At 57.6% G+C, this 17,351-nt stretch carries 18 protein-coding genes and 1 pseudogene; 7 read left to right on the top strand and 12 right to left on the bottom strand.

The genetic code is table 11. The features are described from left to right. Positions 1-74: 74 nt before the first annotated feature. From mmuP to D8B20_RS13075, 3 genes are all read left to right on the top strand, one after another. On the top strand, positions 75-1,490 hold the full coding sequence (gene mmuP / locus D8B20_RS13085) for an S-methylmethionine permease (protein ID WP_145889279.1): 1,416 nt from the start codon (positions 75-77) through the stop codon (positions 1,488-1,490). Further along, positions 1,480-2,415, top strand: a complete 936-nt coding sequence (mmuM, locus tag D8B20_RS13080; protein WP_145890572.1) for a homocysteine S-methyltransferase — start codon at positions 1,480-1,482, stop codon at positions 2,413-2,415. The genes mmuP and mmuM overlap by 11 nt, the downstream gene beginning before the upstream one ends. A gap of 96 nt (positions 2,416-2,511) precedes the next feature. Beyond that, the gene (locus tag D8B20_RS13075; RefSeq protein WP_145889278.1) at positions 2,512-2,934 is read left to right on the top strand and encodes a hypothetical protein; all 423 of its coding nucleotides are present in this window, start codon (positions 2,512-2,514) and stop codon (positions 2,932-2,934) included. A 55-nt stretch (positions 2,935-2,989) separates the two neighbouring features. Here the strand turns inward: D8B20_RS13075 and speG are convergent, their stop codons facing one another. The 6 genes from speG to D8B20_RS13045 form a co-directional block, all read right to left on the bottom strand. Continuing rightward, the gene (gene speG / locus D8B20_RS13070) at positions 2,990-3,535 is read right to left on the bottom strand and encodes a spermidine N1-acetyltransferase (protein WP_145889277.1); all 546 of its coding nucleotides are present in this window, start codon (positions 3,533-3,535) and stop codon (positions 2,990-2,992) included. A gap of 79 nt (positions 3,536-3,614) precedes the next feature. After that, positions 3,615-4,289: an ABC transporter ATP-binding protein gene (locus tag D8B20_RS13065; RefSeq protein WP_145889276.1), complete on the bottom strand. Its 675-nt coding sequence runs from the start codon at positions 4,287-4,289 to the stop codon at positions 3,615-3,617. Then, positions 4,282-5,115, bottom strand: coding sequence for an ABC transporter ATP-binding protein (locus tag D8B20_RS13060; protein ID WP_145889275.1), 834 nt, complete (start codon positions 5,113-5,115; stop codon positions 4,282-4,284). Before D8B20_RS13060 ends, D8B20_RS13065 begins: the two co-directional genes overlap by 8 nt. After that, positions 5,105-5,962 (bottom strand): ABC transporter permease, encoded by an 858-nt coding sequence (locus D8B20_RS13055; protein ID WP_145889274.1) that lies wholly within the window; start codon positions 5,960-5,962, stop codon positions 5,105-5,107. The genes D8B20_RS13060 and D8B20_RS13055 overlap by 11 nt, the downstream gene beginning before the upstream one ends. After that, positions 5,959-7,011, bottom strand: coding sequence for an ABC transporter permease (locus tag D8B20_RS13050; protein WP_145889273.1), 1,053 nt, complete (start codon positions 7,009-7,011; stop codon positions 5,959-5,961). The genes D8B20_RS13055 and D8B20_RS13050 overlap by 4 nt, the downstream gene beginning before the upstream one ends. Continuing rightward, positions 7,011-8,579: an ABC transporter substrate-binding protein gene (locus tag D8B20_RS13045; protein WP_145889272.1), complete on the bottom strand. Its 1,569-nt coding sequence runs from the start codon at positions 8,577-8,579 to the stop codon at positions 7,011-7,013. Before D8B20_RS13045 ends, D8B20_RS13050 begins: the two co-directional genes overlap by 1 nt. A gap of 67 nt (positions 8,580-8,646) precedes the next feature. Between D8B20_RS13045 and D8B20_RS13040 the strand changes: the two genes are divergently transcribed. The 3 genes from D8B20_RS13040 (at position 8,647) to D8B20_RS13030 (ending at position 12,888) form a co-directional block, all read left to right on the top strand. Further along, positions 8,647-8,967: a hypothetical protein gene (locus D8B20_RS13040; RefSeq protein ID WP_145889271.1), complete on the top strand. Its 321-nt coding sequence runs from the start codon at positions 8,647-8,649 to the stop codon at positions 8,965-8,967. Between the two features lie 362 nt (positions 8,968-9,329). Further along, complete coding sequence (mgtA, locus tag D8B20_RS13035; protein ID WP_145889270.1) at positions 9,330-12,050, top strand: magnesium-translocating P-type ATPase; 2,721 nt, start codon at positions 9,330-9,332, stop codon at positions 12,048-12,050. Positions 12,051-12,210: 160 nt separating this feature from the next. Next, positions 12,211-12,888 carry an SDR family oxidoreductase gene (locus D8B20_RS13030; protein ID WP_145889269.1) on the top strand — a complete coding sequence of 226 codons (678 nt, stop codon included), beginning with the start codon at positions 12,211-12,213 and terminating at the stop codon, positions 12,886-12,888. Between the two features lie 36 nt (positions 12,889-12,924). On the opposite strand, the gene D8B20_RS13025 is transcribed toward D8B20_RS13030, so the two are convergent. The 6 genes and pseudogenes from D8B20_RS13025 to D8B20_RS13000 all read right to left on the bottom strand — a co-directional run. Then, positions 12,925-13,581, bottom strand: a complete 657-nt coding sequence (locus D8B20_RS13025) for an epoxyqueuosine reductase QueH (protein WP_145889268.1) — start codon at positions 13,579-13,581, stop codon at positions 12,925-12,927. A gap of 230 nt (positions 13,582-13,811) precedes the next feature. Next, entirely contained in the window at positions 13,812-13,997 is a 186-nt protein-coding gene (locus tag D8B20_RS13020; RefSeq protein WP_145889267.1) for a YegP family protein, read from the bottom strand. A gap of 186 nt (positions 13,998-14,183) precedes the next feature. Further along, the gene (locus D8B20_RS13015; RefSeq protein ID WP_145890570.1) at positions 14,184-14,540 is read right to left on the bottom strand and encodes a KPN_00521 family repetitive protein; all 357 of its coding nucleotides are present in this window, start codon (positions 14,538-14,540) and stop codon (positions 14,184-14,186) included. 419 nt (positions 14,541-14,959) lie between these two features. Further along, on the bottom strand, positions 14,960-15,256 hold the full coding sequence (locus D8B20_RS13010; protein WP_145889266.1) for a contact-dependent growth inhibition system immunity protein: 297 nt from the start codon (positions 15,254-15,256) through the stop codon (positions 14,960-14,962). A 7-nt stretch (positions 15,257-15,263) separates the two neighbouring features. Then, positions 15,264-16,085 carry an RNase A-like domain-containing protein gene (locus D8B20_RS13005; protein WP_145889265.1) on the bottom strand — a complete coding sequence of 274 codons (822 nt, stop codon included), beginning with the start codon at positions 16,083-16,085 and terminating at the stop codon, positions 15,264-15,266. Between the two features lie 311 nt (positions 16,086-16,396). Next, positions 16,397-16,635, bottom strand: a pseudogene (locus tag D8B20_RS13000) (primase-like DNA-binding domain-containing protein); the annotation flags it as partial. 373 nt (positions 16,636-17,008) lie between these two features. Between D8B20_RS13000 and D8B20_RS12990 the strand changes: the two are divergent. After that, complete coding sequence (locus tag D8B20_RS12990; RefSeq protein WP_145889264.1) at positions 17,009-17,260, top strand: ogr/Delta-like zinc finger family protein; 252 nt, start codon at positions 17,009-17,011, stop codon at positions 17,258-17,260. The last annotated feature ends 91 nt before the right edge of the window (positions 17,261-17,351 follow it).

Genomic DNA, 17,351 nt, shown 5'->3' with positions numbered 1-17,351 from the left:
GTTGCAAATCGCTGCGCGGATGCGTATAACTCTGTCTCCATATAGAAGTTTAGACGTCCATATGGATAAAGAGCATGCAAACGCAGGATACGCCTTCACAGGCAAATTTTAAGCGCACCATGAAAGTGCGCCATCTGGTGATGCTGTCGCTGGGTGGCGTGATCGGCACCGGCCTGTTTTTTAACACCGGCTATATCATCTCCACGACCGGCGCCGCCGGTACGCTGCTGGCTTACCTGATTGGGGCGCTGGTGGTGTGGCTGGTGATGATGTGTCTGGGCGAGCTGGCCGTGGCCATGCCGGAAACCGGCGCGTTTCACGTCTATGCCGCCCGCTATCTTAGTCCGGCCACCGGCTACACCGTGGCATGGCTCTACTGGCTGACATGGACCGTGGCGCTGGGTTCCAGCCTGACGGCCGCCGGGTTCTGTATGCAGTACTGGTTTCCGACGGTGCCGGTCTGGCTGTGGTGTCTGGTGTTCTGCCTCGCCATCTACCTGCTGAATATTGTCTCGACGCGCTTCTTTGCCGAAGGGGAGTTCTGGTTCTCCATTATCAAGGTCGTCACCATCATCGCCTTTATCGTGCTGGGCGCGGCAGCGATGTTTGGTTTTATCCCGATGAAAGACGGCAGTGCCGCACCGGGCCTGCATAACCTCACGGCTGCCGGCTGGCTGCCGCACGGGACGCTGCCGATCCTGATGACGATGGTGGCGGTGAACTTTGCCTTTTCCGGTACTGAACTGATCGGCATCGCCGCCGGGGAAACCGAGCAGCCGCAAAAGGCGCTGCCGCTGGCGATTCGCACCACCGTTGCGCGTCTGATCATTTTCTTTGTCGGCACGGTGTTTGTGCTGGCTGCGCTGATTCCTATGGACCAGGCGGGCATTGTGAAAAGCCCGTTTGTGCTGGTGTTTGAGAAGATAGGTATTCCCTATGCCGCTGACATCTTCAACTTTGTGATTCTCACCGCCATTCTCTCCGCGGCGAATTCCGGGCTTTACGCCTCCGGACGCATGCTGTGGTCACTGGCCAATGAAAATACGCTGCCGCGCTGCTTTGCCCGCGTCAACCGCCGCGGAATTCCGGTGCTGGCAATCACCATCAGTATGCTGGGCGGCCTGCTGGCGCTGTTTTCCAGCGTGATTGCGCCCGATACGGTGTTCGTTGCGCTTTCGGCGATCTCCGGCTTTGCCGTGGTGGCGGTATGGCTCAGCATCTGCGCGTCACACTATATGTTCCGCCGTCGCTATCTGCAGGCCGGTCATCCGTTATCCGGGCTGACATGGCGTGCCCCATTCTATCCGCTGGTGCCGCTGCTGGGCTTTGCGCTCTGTCTGCTGGCCTGTGTCGGACTGGCGTTTGATCCGTCGCAGCGTATTGCGCTGTGGTGTGGCCTGCCGTTTGTGCTGCTTTGCTACGCGGCTTATCATCTGACGCAGAAACGCCGGCAAACGCTCACTACAAAGGAGGCTGATGATGCCGCATAACCCCATCGCTGAAGCACTGGCGCAAACGGAAACGCTGATTCTGGATGGCGCCCTGGCTACCGAGCTGGAAGCGCGCGGCTGCGATCTGGCCGATACGCTGTGGTCCGCCAAAGTGCTGATGGAGAATCCGCAGCTGATTTACCAGGTGCATTATGACTATTTTGCCGCGGGCGCTAACGTGGCGATCACCGCCAGTTATCAGGCCACGCCGCGCGGCTTCGCGGCCCGCGGACTGGACAGCGGCCAGGCCAGCGCGCTGATTCGTGAAAGCGTCACGCTGGCACGGCGTGCACGCGATGCTTATCTGGCCGATTCCGGCACCCGGGCTCCGCTGCTGGTGGCCGGTTCGGTCGGGCCGTATGGCGCGTATCTGGCAAACGGGGCCGAGTATCGCGGTGATTACGCGTTACCGGCAGCGGAAATGAAAGATTTTCACCGTCCGCGCGTCGCCGCGCTGCTGGAAGCCGGCGTGGATCTGCTGGCGTGTGAAACGCTGCCCTCCTTTGGCGAAGCGCAGGCGCTGATTAGCCTGCTGGCGGAGTTTCCCGACAGCTGCGCCTGGTTCTCGTTCACGCTGCGTGATGCGCAGCATATCAGCGATGGCACGCCGCTGAGCAAAGTGGCAGAGATTGTCAATGCGGCTCCGCAGGTGATGGCGCTGGGCATCAACTGCGTGGCGCTGGAGAGCGTAACGCCGGCGCTGCAGACGCTGCAGCGCCTGACCACGAAGCCGCTGCTGGTCTACCCTAACTCCGGTGAGCAGTACGATGCCACCACGAAAACCTGGCATTCAGCGCCTTCCGGCTGCACGCTGCAGGATCGCTTTTCCGAATGGCAGCAGGCCGGTGCCCGGCTGATTGGCGGCTGCTGCCGCACCACACCGCAGGATATCGCGGCGATTGCCGCCTGTTGTCAACCGCAATAAAGCGCAGAAAAGCGCCACTGATAGCGCGATTGAAGCGGGTGAAAAGGCAGAGAGGGCAGTTTAGACTGTCCTCTCTGATTCCGATGCGGACCTGCTATGAACCTGCGACTTCTTCTTCCCGCCTGTGCGCTGCTGCTCAGCGGCTGTGCCACGATTGTTGGCTCTGACACGCAACCGGTAAAAATTGACTCGGTGCCGCAGGGGGCGCGCTTTACCGTGCAGGATGAAACCGGTCGCGCCGTGGCGCAGGGCTACACGCCGCAAACCGTTAACCTGGCGAAATCCGACGGCACCTATTTTGGTAAAAAACATTATCAGGTGATGCTGGAGAGCCCGGGCTACGTGCCGCTGACGCTGCCTATCGAAGCGAACGCCAACCTCTGGTATGTGCTGGGCAACATTCCGCTGCTCGGTTTTCCCGGCTGGCTGGTGGTCGATCCCTATTATGGTGGCATGTACGACCTGAAGCCCGCGCACCCGCAGCCGGTGCTGAATGTGGTCGGTGCGCGCGGCCGTTAACCGGGATTATCGCCGCGCGAGATGCCGCGCGGCATGCAAGATGCGCCGGATGGCGCTACTGCGCGGTGGGTTTCACCATGGCGCCGCCGGATTTATGCTGCGCCAGATACTGCTGCTGAAAAATGCACATGCGCAGAGTATTGCGGTACTCGCCGTTAATGAAAAACTCGTGCTTCAGCACGCCTTCCACTTCAAAACCCAGCCGGGTGTAGATGTGGATCGCTTTTTCATTCTCCTGATCGACAATCAGATAGAGCTTGTAGAGATTCAGTACGGAAAAGCCGTAATCCATGGCCAGCTTCGCCGCCTGGCTGGCTAATCCTTTGCCCTGATGCGCCGGCGCGATGATGATCTGAAACTCCGCGCGGCGATGCACGTGGTTGATCTCCACCAGCTCCACCAGTCCGGCTTTTTGCCCGTCATGCTCAACCACAAAGCGGCGTTCGGTCTGATCGTGAATGTGCTTGTCATACAGATCGGACAGTTCCACAAAGGCTTCATAAGGCTCTTCAAACCAGTAACGCATTACGCTGGCGTTGTTATCCAGCTGATGCACAAAATGCAGATCTTCCCGCTCCAGCGGACGCAGTTTCACCGTCATAGGCAGCTCCTTTTGGCGATTGAAAACAGGAAAACCGCAGCGGCGCGATGCCGCACCGCCACGGTCGCTGCCGGTGATTTTACCGCAAATGTTCCGCAATGCGGCCCTGCGCCATGCGCACGGCGCGATCGCACATGTGATCGATCACGTCCGGATCGTGGCTCACCAGCACCATGGTCAGTCCGTCGTTCTGTTTCAGATCGTTAAGCAGATTCAGGATCTCTGCCTGTACCGACATATCCAGCGCGGAAGTCGGCTCATCCAGCAGCAGGATCTTCGGTTCCAGCAGCAGGGCGCGGACAATCGCCACGCGCTGACGCTGTCCGCCGGAAAGCTGATGCGGATAGCGATCTGCCAGCGCCGGGTCCAGCCCGACATGGCGGAATCCCTGATTGATGCGATCGTCAATGTTGTCGCGCTTCAGCAGCTTCAGCGGCTCTGCCAGCGTGCGACGGATGCGGTGGCGCGGATGCAGCGAGGCGTAAGGATCCTGAAACACCATCTGCACATTGCGGCGCAGCGGACCGGTAAACGGTTTGCCGGGCTGCACGGCGGTGCCGGCCAGCGTCATCTCTCCCTGCCAGTGCGGATTGAGCCCGGCCATGACCCACAGCAGCGAGGATTTACCGCAGCCGGACGGGCCGACCAGACCAAAACACTCGCCGGGGGCGACCTGCAGCGACACCTCGTGCACCACGGTGCGCAGCTCATATCCCTGCTTATGCGAAACGCTCAAATTAGCGAGTTCAATCATTGGCTTTCTCCAGCGCCGCGCGATCCAGTACCGGCAGTCGCTCTCCGTGCGTCGCTTTGCCGGGGCGACAGGCCCACAGCGTGCGGGTATAAGGATGGCTGGCGTCAGACAATTGCGCCGCAGGCAGCGTATCCAGCAGCCGTCCTTTGTACATCACCATGACCCGTTCACAGTGTTCTGCCACCTGCTGCAGATCGTGACTGATCAGCAGCAGGCCCATGTTGCGCTGCTCAACCAGACGCCGGATCAATGCCAGCACCTGATCGCGCATGGCGTGATCGAGCGCGGAGGTGGGCTCATCGGCAATCAGTAAATCCGGATCGGTGATCAGCGCAATCGCCAGCATCACGCGCTGGCCCATACCGCCGGACAGCTGATGCGGATAGCGCTTCATCAGCTGACGCGGCTCAGGCAGGCCGACCGCATCCAGCATTTCGCACACCTTCTCTTTGCGCTCGGCACGGCTCAGTTTACGGTGCAGCAGCAGCGGCTCTTCAACCTGCCAGCCAATGGTGCGCGTCGGATTCAGCGCGTATTTTGGATCCTGCATGACCATCGCCACCCGACCGCCGCGCAGGGCGATCCAGTCGCGTTCGCGCAGCGTCAGTGCATCTTCACCGGCGACCTGCAGGCGATCGGCCTGCAGTTGCAGCGAGGGTGACAGCAGCCCCATCAGCGATCGCGCGGTGAGGGATTTGCCGGAGCCGGATTCGCCCACCAGCGCAACGCGCTCGCGGCCAATCTGAAAGCCGATGTTATCCACCAGCAGCGTGGCGTCACTGCGGATAGTCAGGCCACGGGCATCAATTAACAGATCATTTGGCATGGCGGGTATCCAGTCGGTCGCGCAGGCCATCGCCTGTCAGGTTAAACGCCAGGCTGGCGAAAAGAATGGCAGCGCCGGGCGCTGCCGCGACCCACCACTGGTCAAATATCACTTTACTGCCTTCTGCGACCATCGATCCCCATTCGGCGGTCGGCGGCTGAACGCCCATGCCAAGGAAGCCAAGACCGGCGGCGGAGAGAATAATGCCGCCGAGGCTGAGCGCGGCACGCACCACCGCCGTCGGCAGGCACAGCGGCAGAATATGGCCAAACATCAGACGCAGGCCGGTAATCCCCTGCATCCGTGCGGCGGCCAGATAGTCACTGCGGCGCAGCGCCAGCGTTTCCGCACGCGCCTGGCGGGCAAACGGCGGCCAGCTGGTCAGCGCCAGCGCCAGCGCACCGTTCATCAGGCCCGGCCCCAGCATGGCGACCAGCGCCAGCGCAATCACCAGGTTCGGCAGCGACAGAAAGATGTCGGTAATACGCATCAGCACGCGCTCGGTCCAGCCGCCAACGTAGCCGGCCATGATGCCCACCAGCAGGCCGACCGGAATGGTCAGCAGCAGGATCAGCGACACCAGCAGCAGCGTCGGGCGGGCGCCGTAGATCACGCGCGATAGCAGATCGCGCCCGAAGCCATCGGTGCCAAACCAGTGCACGGCAGAAGGCGCCAGCAGGCGCTGGTCAATAACCTGCGCGTTAGGGTCAAACGGTGCCAGCAGCGGGGCCAGCAGCGCCATCGCCACCAGCACTGCCACCAGGGTCAGGCCAATGGTGAGTGACGTGACGCGCGCGCGACGACGGCGCGGGCGCACGGTTTCCATTTCATGCAGTTGTTGGGTCATCGGGTTCTCGGATCGGTTAACCAGGTCAGGGCGTCGGCCACGGCGTTCAGCAGAATAAAGCAGCTGCCAATCAGCAGGGTGGCGCCGAGAATCGCCGGGACATCAGCGGAAAAAAGCGCGTTGGTCATATAGCGGCCCACGCCCGGCCAGGCGAACACGGTTTCGGTCAGCACGGAGCCTTCCAGCAGCGTGGCGTAGGAGAGGGCGATGACGGTGATTAGCGTCCCCAGCACGTTCGGGAAAATATGGCGCAGCAGGATACGCGTGCGTCCGGCGCCTTTGGCGCGCGCCAGCACCACGTACTCTTTGCTGCTCTCTTCCAGCAGCGCAGCGCGCAGCAGACGGGTTATACCGGCCATTGCCAGCAGACCCAGAATCACCACCGGCAGCCACAGGTGGGCAATGGCGTTGCGGAACATCTCCGGATCGCCCGACAGCCAGCTGTCGATCAGGACAAAACCGGTTTTCGGCTCCAGGGTATAGACCCAGATATCGTCCAGCTGACCGGGCCCGGCAGACCAGTGCAGCACGGCATAAAACAGCAACAGGCCGAGCAGACCCAGCCAGAATACCGGCACCGAATAGCCCAGCAGCGAAATAAAGCGCGCCACGTTATCAATCAGGCTGCCGGGTTTCCACGCCGCTAACAGTGCCAGCGCCACGCCGAACACCGCAGCAAAAATCATCGCGCAGGTCGCCAGCTCAATCGTCGCCGGGAAGGTGCGCATCAGATCGGCGCTGACCGGCTGACTGGTCAGGTGGGACAGGCCAAGATTCCCCTGTGCCAGGTGACTGATATAGCGCCAGAACTGCACCAGCAGTGGCTGATCCAGCCCCAGGTCGTGCCGCACCTGAGCATAGGTGGCTTCACTGGCGTGATCGCCGGCAATCTGCTGCACCGGATCAACCGGTGAGAGGTGCGACAGCATGAAGGTGAAGGCTAGCAGCCCCAGCAGCGTCACCAGCAGTGACAGCAGACTGGTGATGAGGCGGCTGACGCGCTGCCAGAGTGGCCGGGCGAACCCGGCCTGTGATGCAGAGACTGCCATTACTTGGAAACCTGCGCGTAGTAAACCATATCCGGGTTAATCCCCTGCACGTAGCCCTGCAGGTTATCGCGCAGTGCGATCAGGTTACGCGCCTGCAGACCGATAACATAAGGAGAGTTTTTCAGCACTTCGCGCTGCATGGCCTGATACAGCGCCACGCGCTTGTTGCTGTCCGCTTCAGCGGTTGCAGCCAGCGTCTGTTTGCTCAGTTCCGGAATGTGCCAGTCAGAGCGATACGCAATGGTTTTGCTGCCATCTTCCGGGTTGTATGCGAACGACGCGGCGTTGGTATTGGGATCAAAGTAATCTGCGCCCCAGGCGTTCAGCGTGGCCTGATACTGATGCGCTTTCACGCGCGTGGAGACTTCAGAGCTCAGGCCCGGCTGGACGTCGACCTTCACGCCCCCTTTGGCGAAGCTGCCCTGCAGCGCCTGCGCAATATCCAGATACGGCGGCTGATTGCTGGTGGAGAGCGTAAAGCTGACGTTGGTCAGGCCTGCTTTCTTCAGAATCGCTTTGGCTTTTTCCGGATCGTAGCTGTATGGCGTGTCGTTCAGGGCTCCGAGGAAACCTTTAGGCAGGAAGGTCTGGTGCACTTCAAACTGGCCCTTCAGCAGATTGTCTGCAATGCCTTTGTAATCGAACAGGTAGCGTGCCGCTTCCCACAGCGCCGGATTCTTCAGCACCGGGTTGGCGCCGACGTTGAACTGAATGTAGTAGAGCGAGGCCATTGGAATGGCTTCGGTTTTTACGCCGGCTTTGCCTTTCAGCGCAGCGATCTGATCGGCGCCCAGGTTACGGGCGATGTCCACGTCACCCTGTTCCAGCAGCAGGCGGCGGGCGGCCGGTTCCGGCACATTCTTGATCAGAATATTTTTCAGCTTTGGCGCGCCGGCTGGCGAGGTTGGGTTCGCGCTCAGCAGAACCGCTTCATGCAGCACCACTTTGCGGATCTGGAACGGGCCGCTGCCGGCAGAGTGCGTGCCCAGCCAGGCGTGACCAAAATCGCCGTTTTTCGCGTTGGCCTGCGCGGTTTTCTCATCAATGATGGAAGAGACCGGCGCAGAGAGCAGGCTCAGCACGTAAGCCGGGCTGACGTTGGCGCTCCAGCTGATTTGCACATGATCGTCATCCACCTTTTTCAGGAAGCTATCGACGTTATCTTTGGTCCAGCCAAGCTGCGTCAGAATGAATGACGGGTCGAGGTTCAGCTTCACGACGCGACCGAGTGAGAAAATGACGTCTTCCGGGCGCAGCGGGTTGCCGCTGGCAAACTTCGCGTCTTTACGCAGGGTGAAGGTCAGGCTGCGGTTATCGCTGCCTGGCTGCCAGGCGGTGGCCAGCGTGGGTTTCAGATCGGTTGGGTTAGCCGGGTCTGACTGTACCAGACGCTGATAAATGTTGGTGAAAGCCTGCACGGTAGTCAGTTCAAAGCCCTGCGCCGGATCGAAGCTGTCAGCGTCGTCGGTGGACTGCGCAATCACCAGCGTATCTTTCGGTGTGACAGCCTGTGCAGAAAAGGCGGCTACCAGCGACAGCGCCAGCAGAGAGGGAATAATTTTTTTCATGTTGTTTCCTTGCCTTAAAAAAGTAACGCGAGTGTACGAAAGCGCTTCAGGTAAGAATAGTCAATTTATGGCTATGCATATGCCTTATGGTTCTAAGGGCGGCGGTTCAGTTATAAGGCGCCGCGGGTTGATGACCTTTTTCCGCGGTGTTTTCTTATGCGGCCATGCAGGGAATATCAACCAATTTACAACGGAAATTAAAATCATCTTTACCGCACCGTTATTTACTTTACCTGGTGATGGCCGGCCTTATAATAGCCGCAACTTCAGACAGGAGAATTCAGTTGGACAGTCACCCTTATCGATGGCATTACATGGCAAGCTGACGCGCGAATTCTTTTGCTGCTGCTTGCCAACACGGCGGGCAGCAATCCTCACACTTCTCTGATGATTGTTCCCGGATATAAACGCTGTAGCGGGCCTGTGCCCGCGGGGATAACATCATGCATATGATTTTCAACGCCCTTTTTCCTCCGCCTCGCTGCGCACGCTGACTGTCAGCGTGCGGGGTTACACCGTGCGTTACGCGGTTTTTACGCCGTAAGACGCCGTTAAATGGATGCTGTTTTTATTTCACTCGCGTTTATCGTGAGCGAGTGATGACGCCCTTTATTCATCCGGGCGAAAAAAGAAATAAGCCTGACAGGTGAATTTCTTTTTTAAAAACGCAGCCATATCAAAGCTTCCCGTTTATTGTGCGCAGGGCGTACAGGGACCGTTATTGCCGTAAATATACCGAGGAGTGTCATAATGACTGACATGAAACTCAGCCAGGATAAAAAAACCTGGAGTGCGCTGCGCCAGCCGCGCCAGCAAAACAACTTTATTATTGAAAACGAAGCCGCCTTCACCGCCGATGAAACGCTGGCACGCCTGCGCAGCGACGCGCAGGGGCTGACGGAACATGAAGCCGGGGCACGTGCCGGGGTTTATGGCCCGAATCAGGTGGCGCACGACAAAGCGCCACCTGCGCTGCTGCAGCTGGTGCAGGCATTTGCGAATCCCTTTATCTATGTGCTGATGGTGTTGGCGCTGGTGAGCTTCTTCACCGATTACTGGCTGCCGCTGCGTAAAGGCGAGGAGACCGATCTGACCGGTGTCATCATCATTGTGACGATGGTAACGCTCAGCGGTTTGCTGCGCTTCTGGCAGGAGTACCGTACCAATAAAGCGGCACTGGCGCTGAAATCCATGGTGCGTACCACCGCCACCGTGCTGCGCCGTGACTCACTGCAGTCGCCACCGGTTAAATGTGAGGTGGATATCAGCACGCTGGTACCGGGCGACATCGTGTTTCTCTCTGCCGGCGATCTGGTGCCAGCCGATGTGCGGCTGCTGGATTCACGTGACCTGTTTATCAGCCAGGCGATTCTGACCGGCGAGTCGCTGCCGGTGGAGAAGTATGATGTGACCGGCCACGTCGCCAGCAAAGGCGCGGATGCCGGCCAGCCGGGCGCGTCACTGCTGGAGCTGGGCAGCGTCTGCCTGATGGGCACCAACGTCTCCAGCGGCAGTGCTAAAGCGGTGGTGGTGGCGACCGGCAGCGACACCTACTTTGGCAGCCTGGCGAAATCCATTGTTGGCGATCGGGCGCAGACTGCCTTTGATCGCGGCGTGAACAGCGTCAGCTGGCTGCTGATTCGCTTTATGCTGGTCATGGTGCCGGTGGTGCTGCTGATCAACGGCTTTACCAAAGGTGACTGGCTGGATGCCACCCTGTTTGCGCTGGCGGTGGCGGTGGGCCTGACGCCGGAGATGCTGCCGATGATTGTCAGTTCCAACCTGGCGAAAGGGGCTATCGCCATGTCGCGGCGCAAAGTGATTGTTAAACGGCTGAACGCGATTCAGAACCTCGGTGCGATGGACATTCTGTGCACCGACAAAACCGGCACGCTGACGCAGGACAACATTATTCTTGAGCATCATCTCGACTGCGCAGGCGTGGAGAACTCGCGCGTGCTGATGCTGAGCTGGCTCAACAGCCATTATCAGAGCGGCACGCCGAATCTGATGGATCGGGCGATTCTGCGCTATGGCAAACACCGTATCAGTGCGGATATGAATGATTACTACGCCAAAGTGGATGAGCTGCCGTTTGATTTTGTGCGCCGTCGCGTTTCGGTGGTGGTGCGCGATCGTCGCCTTAACCAGCAGATGCTGATTTGCAAAGGGGCGGTGGAAGAGATGCTGAGCATTGCCAGCGCCGAGCGCGAAGGCAAGCTGATTCAGCCGCTGGATGACCGCCGCCGTGCCGAACTGCTGGCGCTGGCGCATCAGTATAACCAGCAGGGCTTTCGCGTGCTGCTGGTGGCCAGCCGGATGCTGGAGGAGCCGGGTCTGAAACAGGCGCTGAGCGTGGCCGATGAGCAGGGGCTGACCATTGAAGGGCTGCTGACCTTCCTCGATCCGCCAAAAGAGAGCGCGGCGAAGGCTATCCGCGCACTGCGCGACAACGGCGTCAGCGTGAAGGTGCTGACCGGCGATAATCCGGTGGTGACCGCGCGCATCTGCGAGCAGGTGGGCATCGACAGCGGAGAGATTGTAACCGGCGACCAGATTGCCACCCTGAGTGATGAACAGCTGGCGCAGGCGGTGACGCACAGTGCGGTGTTTGCCAAACTGACGCCGCTGCAGAAATCGCGCATCCTGCGGGCATTACAGCAGCAGGGCCACACGGTGGGCTTCCTTGGCGACGGCATCAATGATGCCCCGGCGCTGCGGGATGCCGATGTGGGGATTTCCGTGGACAGCGCGGCGGATATCGCCAAAGAATCCTCTGACATCATCCTGCTGGAAAAAGACCTGATGGTGCTGGAAGAGGGGGTAATGAAAGGGCGCGAGACCTTTGGCAACATCATCAAGTATCTGAACATGACGGCCAGTTCTAACTTCGGCAACGTGTTTTCGGTGCTGGTCGCGAGCGCGTTTATTCCGTTTCTGCCGATGCTGGCAATTCAGCTGCTGATTCAGAACCTGATGTACGATCTTTCTCAGCTGGCGCTGCCCTGGGACAAAATGGATCGCGAGTTCCTGCGCAAGCCGCGTAAATGGGACGCGCGCAACATCAAGCGCTTCATGCTGTGGATGGGCCCGACGTCGTCGATTTTTGACATCACTACCTTCGCGCTGATGTGGTATGTGTTTGCGGCGCATACGCCGGCCATGCAGTCGCTGTTCCAGTCCGGCTGGTTTGTGGAAGGATTGCTATCGCAGACGCTGGTGGTGCATATGCTGCGCACGCGGAAGATTCCGTTTATTCAGAGCTGCGCAGCACTGCCGGTACTGCTGACGACCGCCGGGGTGATGATCGCCGGGATTCTGCTGCCGTTCTCACCGCTGGGCGCGCTGGTAGGGCTGGTGCCGCTGCCCTGGGCATACTTCCCGTGGCTGGTGCTGACGCTGCTGGGCTACTGCTGCGTGGCACAGGGCATGAAAATGCTCTACATCAAACGCTTTGGCCAATGGTTCTGAATGCAGGGAGGCGTGATGCGCAGACGCAGCCTGGACAGGGTGGTGTGTCACCTGCTGGTAATCATGGTGGCGATTGTCGTGCTAACGTTAGTGTTGCGTTAGCCTCAGTAAGGGCAGGTTATCCTGCCCTTTTTTATTCACTCCGAACGGCGGAAGCAGCATGAATCCACATCAACGGGCACTGATTATTGGCGCATCGCAGGGAATTGGTCTGGCGGTGGTGCAGCAGCTGCTGCAGCAGGGCTGGGAGGTTTGCGCCACCTGGCGCAGCACCCGGGCGGCGGTGCAGCATGAGCGGTTGCGCTGGCTACCTCTGGATATCACGGACGCGGAGCAGCGGAAACAGCTGCTGCAACAGCTGAACGGCGAACATTTTGACGCTGTGCTGATTAACGCCGGCATGCTCGGCCCGCGAGAGCAGGTGCTGCGCGACGCGGATGAGGCCGTGCTGAGCCAGCTGTTTCTGACCAATGCGGTGGCGCCGGTGCGTACGGCAGAACGTCTGCTGCCGCTGCTGCGTGATGAACGCAGCGTGATGGCATTGACCACCTCACAGCTTGCCAGCCTGACGGAAAACCCGCAGGCGACGCTGCCGTTTTATGCCGCCAGCAAAGCGGCGCTCAACATGCTGAGCCGGGCGCTGGCCGGACAGATGGCGGCGCAAGGCACAACCCTGCTGTCGCTGCATCCCGGCTGGGTCAAAACGGCCATGGGCGGGGAAGGGGCCGATATTACGGCTGAACAGAGCGCCAGCGGGCTGGTTACCCAGCTGCAGCGTTTCCGTGGACAGGGCGGGCATCACTTTATTGATTATCGCGGCCAGACGCTGGCCTGGTAAGCACAGCCTGCTGGCGTGCGCCAGCAAGCAACGCGGTTACTCGTCCGGCGCGTAATACTGCACACCAATTTCAATGCGCTCGCGTCCGCTGGCGACGCGATGACGGTTGGTATCGCGCAGCGAATAGATACAGCCGCAGTACTCCTGCTGGTAAAAGCGTTCGCGTTTGCTGATCTCTATCATGCGTGACGAACCGCCGCCTTTGCGCCAGTTAAACTCCCAGTAGAGCATATCCGGATAGCGCGCCGCCGCCCGTACACCGCAGTCATTGATTTGCTGCATATTCTTCCAGCGCGAGATGCCCAGCGAACTGGTGATCACCGGAAAGCCGTGCTCATGCGCATAGAGCGCGGTGCGTTCAAAGCGCATATCAAAACACATGGTGCAACGCTCGCCGCGCTCCGGCTCCCACTCCATGCCCCGCGCGCGCTCGAACCAGTTGTCTTTGTCGTAATCGGCATCAACAAAAGGCACGCCAAACTTTTCAGCAAAGCGGATGTTCTCCTCTTTGCGCAGCTCGTACTCTTTCAGCGGATGGATGTTCGGATTATAGAAGAAGATAGTGTAATCGATGCCGGAAGCCAGCATCGCTTCCATCACTTCGCCCGAGCAGGGCGCGCAGCAGGAGTGCAACAGCACTTTATTGTGGCCATTGGGTAAGGGCAGCGGCTGGCGTTGAAATGTATCGGACATAAATTTAATTAATGGTTAAGGGCGATGCGGCAAGTGTAGGGGCAAAGGCCGGCGGATGCAAAGCGCTGGTGGCGTTTGAGGGGGGGCCTGTGGTGCTGCGTGACAACCGCTCGCCAGTGAGGTGTAGCGGCGCGATGCATCGCGTAATCCATTACGCCGCTATGACAGGTCAAAGAGTATTGCAGGGGCAATGACCCGGCTTTGCGCATCACTGCGCAGGCTGCGCGAAGTCAGGTCTCGTCGTGAAGGGTGGTCGACGTACCGTTCTGCTGCACCGAGCGGATGCCGTTTACCGCCGCCTGTTTAGAGCTGTACATCTCGCTGGTGGCGATGGTTTCGCCGTTGCTGGCTTTAAGCACAAACCAGTATTTCTGTGACAATGCTGTATCACTTTTTTTCAGTACGTAATATCCCATGCGCTTTCTCCTTGTGCCGGCACCCGATGGCCGGTTCGCTTACTATTCGCGCAGGCTGCTCATTAATCAATCACTACTTAGGAATTAACCCGAATCCAGGAGCGGGATCGCAGCGTTTTGTATCAATCCGGTTAGTGGCAGGCACAAAAAAGGCCGCATCGCGGCCTTAGTGAAATTTGCTGAAGATTACTCAGTGACTTTTTTCTTCAGATCGCTGGCACCTTCTTTGGTTTTGTTCCAGCCTTTTTTGGTTCCTTCTTTGGTGGCATCCCACCCTTTCTCGGTGCCTTCTTTGGTTTTGTTCCAGGTTTTCTGCGCGCCTTCGCTGGTTTTGCTGGTCAGGTTGTCGCTTTTACCTTCGGCAGCATGTTTAGCTTTGAGACGCTGCTCTTCGCCCTGATGCTGCGCCTGATGCAGTTTCTCTTTGGCGGTATCCGCGCCAGCCTGAGCATTAGCAACGGTCTCATCGGTGGCATGTGTAGTGGCAGCAAAAGCGGAAGAAGCCAGCAGAAGAGCGGATGCGGCAATCAGTGTCTTTTTCATCATAGTCCCTCATTGAGTGTCATTGGTGTTATGAGCGTAGTTAACACTGGCACAGAGAGCAATGTTGCGCATTAGGATAAAACTGTAAGTGAATCAGAGCGCTGTTTCAGGCGGGTTACGATTGGCGTTGCACAGCGGCGGCAAAAGGCTGTTGTGAGAAGGGAGAATAGGGGCGTGGTGTGTGTCTGAATCTGTACTCATTGTCACTGGATTCAGGCTGATCATCCCTGAAGGTTGCAGGTATAAAAAAGCCCGCAGGCTTGCGCCGTGCGGGCTCTCAGGACTTCGTCGGGCTGGCGGAATCTGAATACATATCCCAAATAATTGTTTTAAAAGTTTTTATTTAATTCAGTTTTCTTCCGTGTACCTAAACGTGTACCAATTATTTTTTCTCATCAGGAAATGTACTCCTGAAAACCTCATGTCTCTGACGAGATCTGACGTACTGTCATCAGGAATTCATGAGCAGTGGTTTCCCAAAGTTCAGGCGAAAAATCAAACCCGTATCGTCTCCTGAACTCCTCTTCGACACCGTTACCATATGCGGAGATAAAACCATCAACTTCTTCGACAAGATCTTGGAGCATCCAGTCTGGTGCTGACTTTTTGAATAGCCGTACTATGCCTTCAATTGTATCCTCGCCATCATTAATGATGTCGGCGTCCTGGTTGAAATAACCGAAAATCAGTTGGTCAAGAAAGTGGAAGTTTTGCATTTTGTACCTATAGATCCGGGAACGCGGTGAGAATGTAATAGGGTTTGCCGTTATATTGCTGAAACTCAATAACAATTCTCACATTTGTCATGACTATCCGCTGGTTACTCCCGCGCCGGAAACCGTAGCCAATCGCTTTACCTGATGCATTACGAATAGTCAGCCTGGCTCCCTGCCTGCCTCCGGCAAGAACGGATTTTATAACGCCCCGGTTAGCAAAGAGCGCTCTCGATATGGCTTCTTCTGCTACCTGCACGTTGGTAAAGGTGGTGGAATACTGCAAACGCTTATTCGCATCAAAGCGGGCTAACAACTCTGCATCACTTTTGCCAACATGTGTGGAAAGCGTATGCCCGCCGGGTTTAAAACCCGTCATTGACTCATGTTCACTGAGTTTGATGCGGCCAGCTCTTACTGATGCTACCCGACTTGCGCCGATGCCAAGTGCAAATCCTAATGGAACAGCGATATCGACAGTCAGGCCGATTTTCATCGCTGTATCGTTATCTGCTCCAAAGGATTTGGCAATTGCTGTTGCTGCCTCGTAAGTTGCCGTGCGGGTATCTCTGCCTACAATGAGCTGGTTTGCCGCAGCGTGAATGCTATCAAGACTATGTGCGCCGACAACTACACATCCTGCTTTTGTTAATCCGGTAGGTTCAGGTGCGATACAAAGCGCGGTGGCGCCTGCCAGCTCAAGTGAACCCATGATAAGCCCCAGCCCTCCAAGAAGGCGGTTACCCATCGTCTCCGCTTCTGTCACTGTCTTGTCAGAGAGTGCGGCAGCAAGCTGAACAGGGGACATCGCGATCTTTATGCCATCATCCATAATGCAGCCTCATGGGTTTAGAAAACAAACCGGACGATCATAACCTTTTTCTGACATGATGAATTATTTCAGGGCCATAAATTATTTTAGTAAGACGTATTTATCCTATTGATGTGAGGTTTTAAGTATTTTAAATCCGTTCGTTAGGTTGTGAAGAGTTAAGGGTTGCATGTACACAGGTGTACATATGCAGTAATCACTCAGGGCTGAAATGTAAAGAAACTGGCTTGAGCCGGTTCGTTTTCCGTGAGGTTTACTGACTGCATGAGGGTTACCAGTCCCACGCTCTCCTCGTGCAGCGTGAGATTGGGTTATATACCGTTATTCGTACGGCGCTTAAGCAGCACGCGCTCATATTTTTTAGGGGCTGCGGCACAGCCTGGCCGAAGGCCGTCAGGCTGCGTGGGTATTAATAGCCGCGCGATTCCATAAAAGACAGGTAAGCATGATAGAAGTAGCACTTCGGATTCAGCGGGCGGATATTAGCGTTGCCTATAAAAAGCCCGGTCGCGGTGCTTATAGGCATTAGATAGCCGCAGAAATCGACCAGCGTCGAATCTCACCGGGATGCGTTGACCAAATTTGCAGATGCTCACTGACAGTCAGCCTGCATAACTTAAGTCCGTCGCTGCTATGGGCCATTAAGCTGGGTATCCGCCGTGAAGAACTTTCCCCGATTTTTGCCGGTGATGACCGGGACCGGATTAAGGACGGGCTTATCTGGTTGGTGAAGCGCTGTCACGGGCGGCGGCTGCTCTGCCAGACAGCATACTAAATGAGGCTCCGCTGCTGGAGAATATTGGTCTGTATTGCCCGCCGTTAACCGGTATTGATATGGAGCTTTATCGCCATCCTGTGCGTCGCCAGAAACTGGCTGAATCAATCCGGACGCAGCGTGCAAAGCTTCAGGAGGGTAGCCAGAAATGATGCACTGTCCCTATTGCAAAAGCGCGGCACATACCAAATCGAGCCGCTATATGTCAGAGCAGGTAAAAGAGCGTTATCACCAGTGCACTAACCTGGACTGCTCCTGTACCTTCAAGACGAATGAGAGCATCACAAAGGTCATCACCGCACCGCCACAGCCGGAAAACGTACCGGAAGCACCACCGGAACCGGCAAGAGAACGCCAGACGCTGGGCCGTTACGGCTCAGCATTCCGCCAGATTCATTAATCCCGTACAGCCGCTGCCACACCAGAGGCTTTTTTGCGCCCATATTCTTTCTTCCCGAAGCTTTTTTCTGGCCAGCCGCTTTGTAAAGAGC

The sequence above is a fragment of the Candidatus Pantoea soli genome (assembly GCF_007833795.1).
GTDB classification, from domain to species: Bacteria; Pseudomonadota; Gammaproteobacteria; order Enterobacterales; family Enterobacteriaceae; genus Pantoea; species Pantoea soli.
This window is presented reverse-complemented; position numbering and strand designations above follow the sequence as displayed.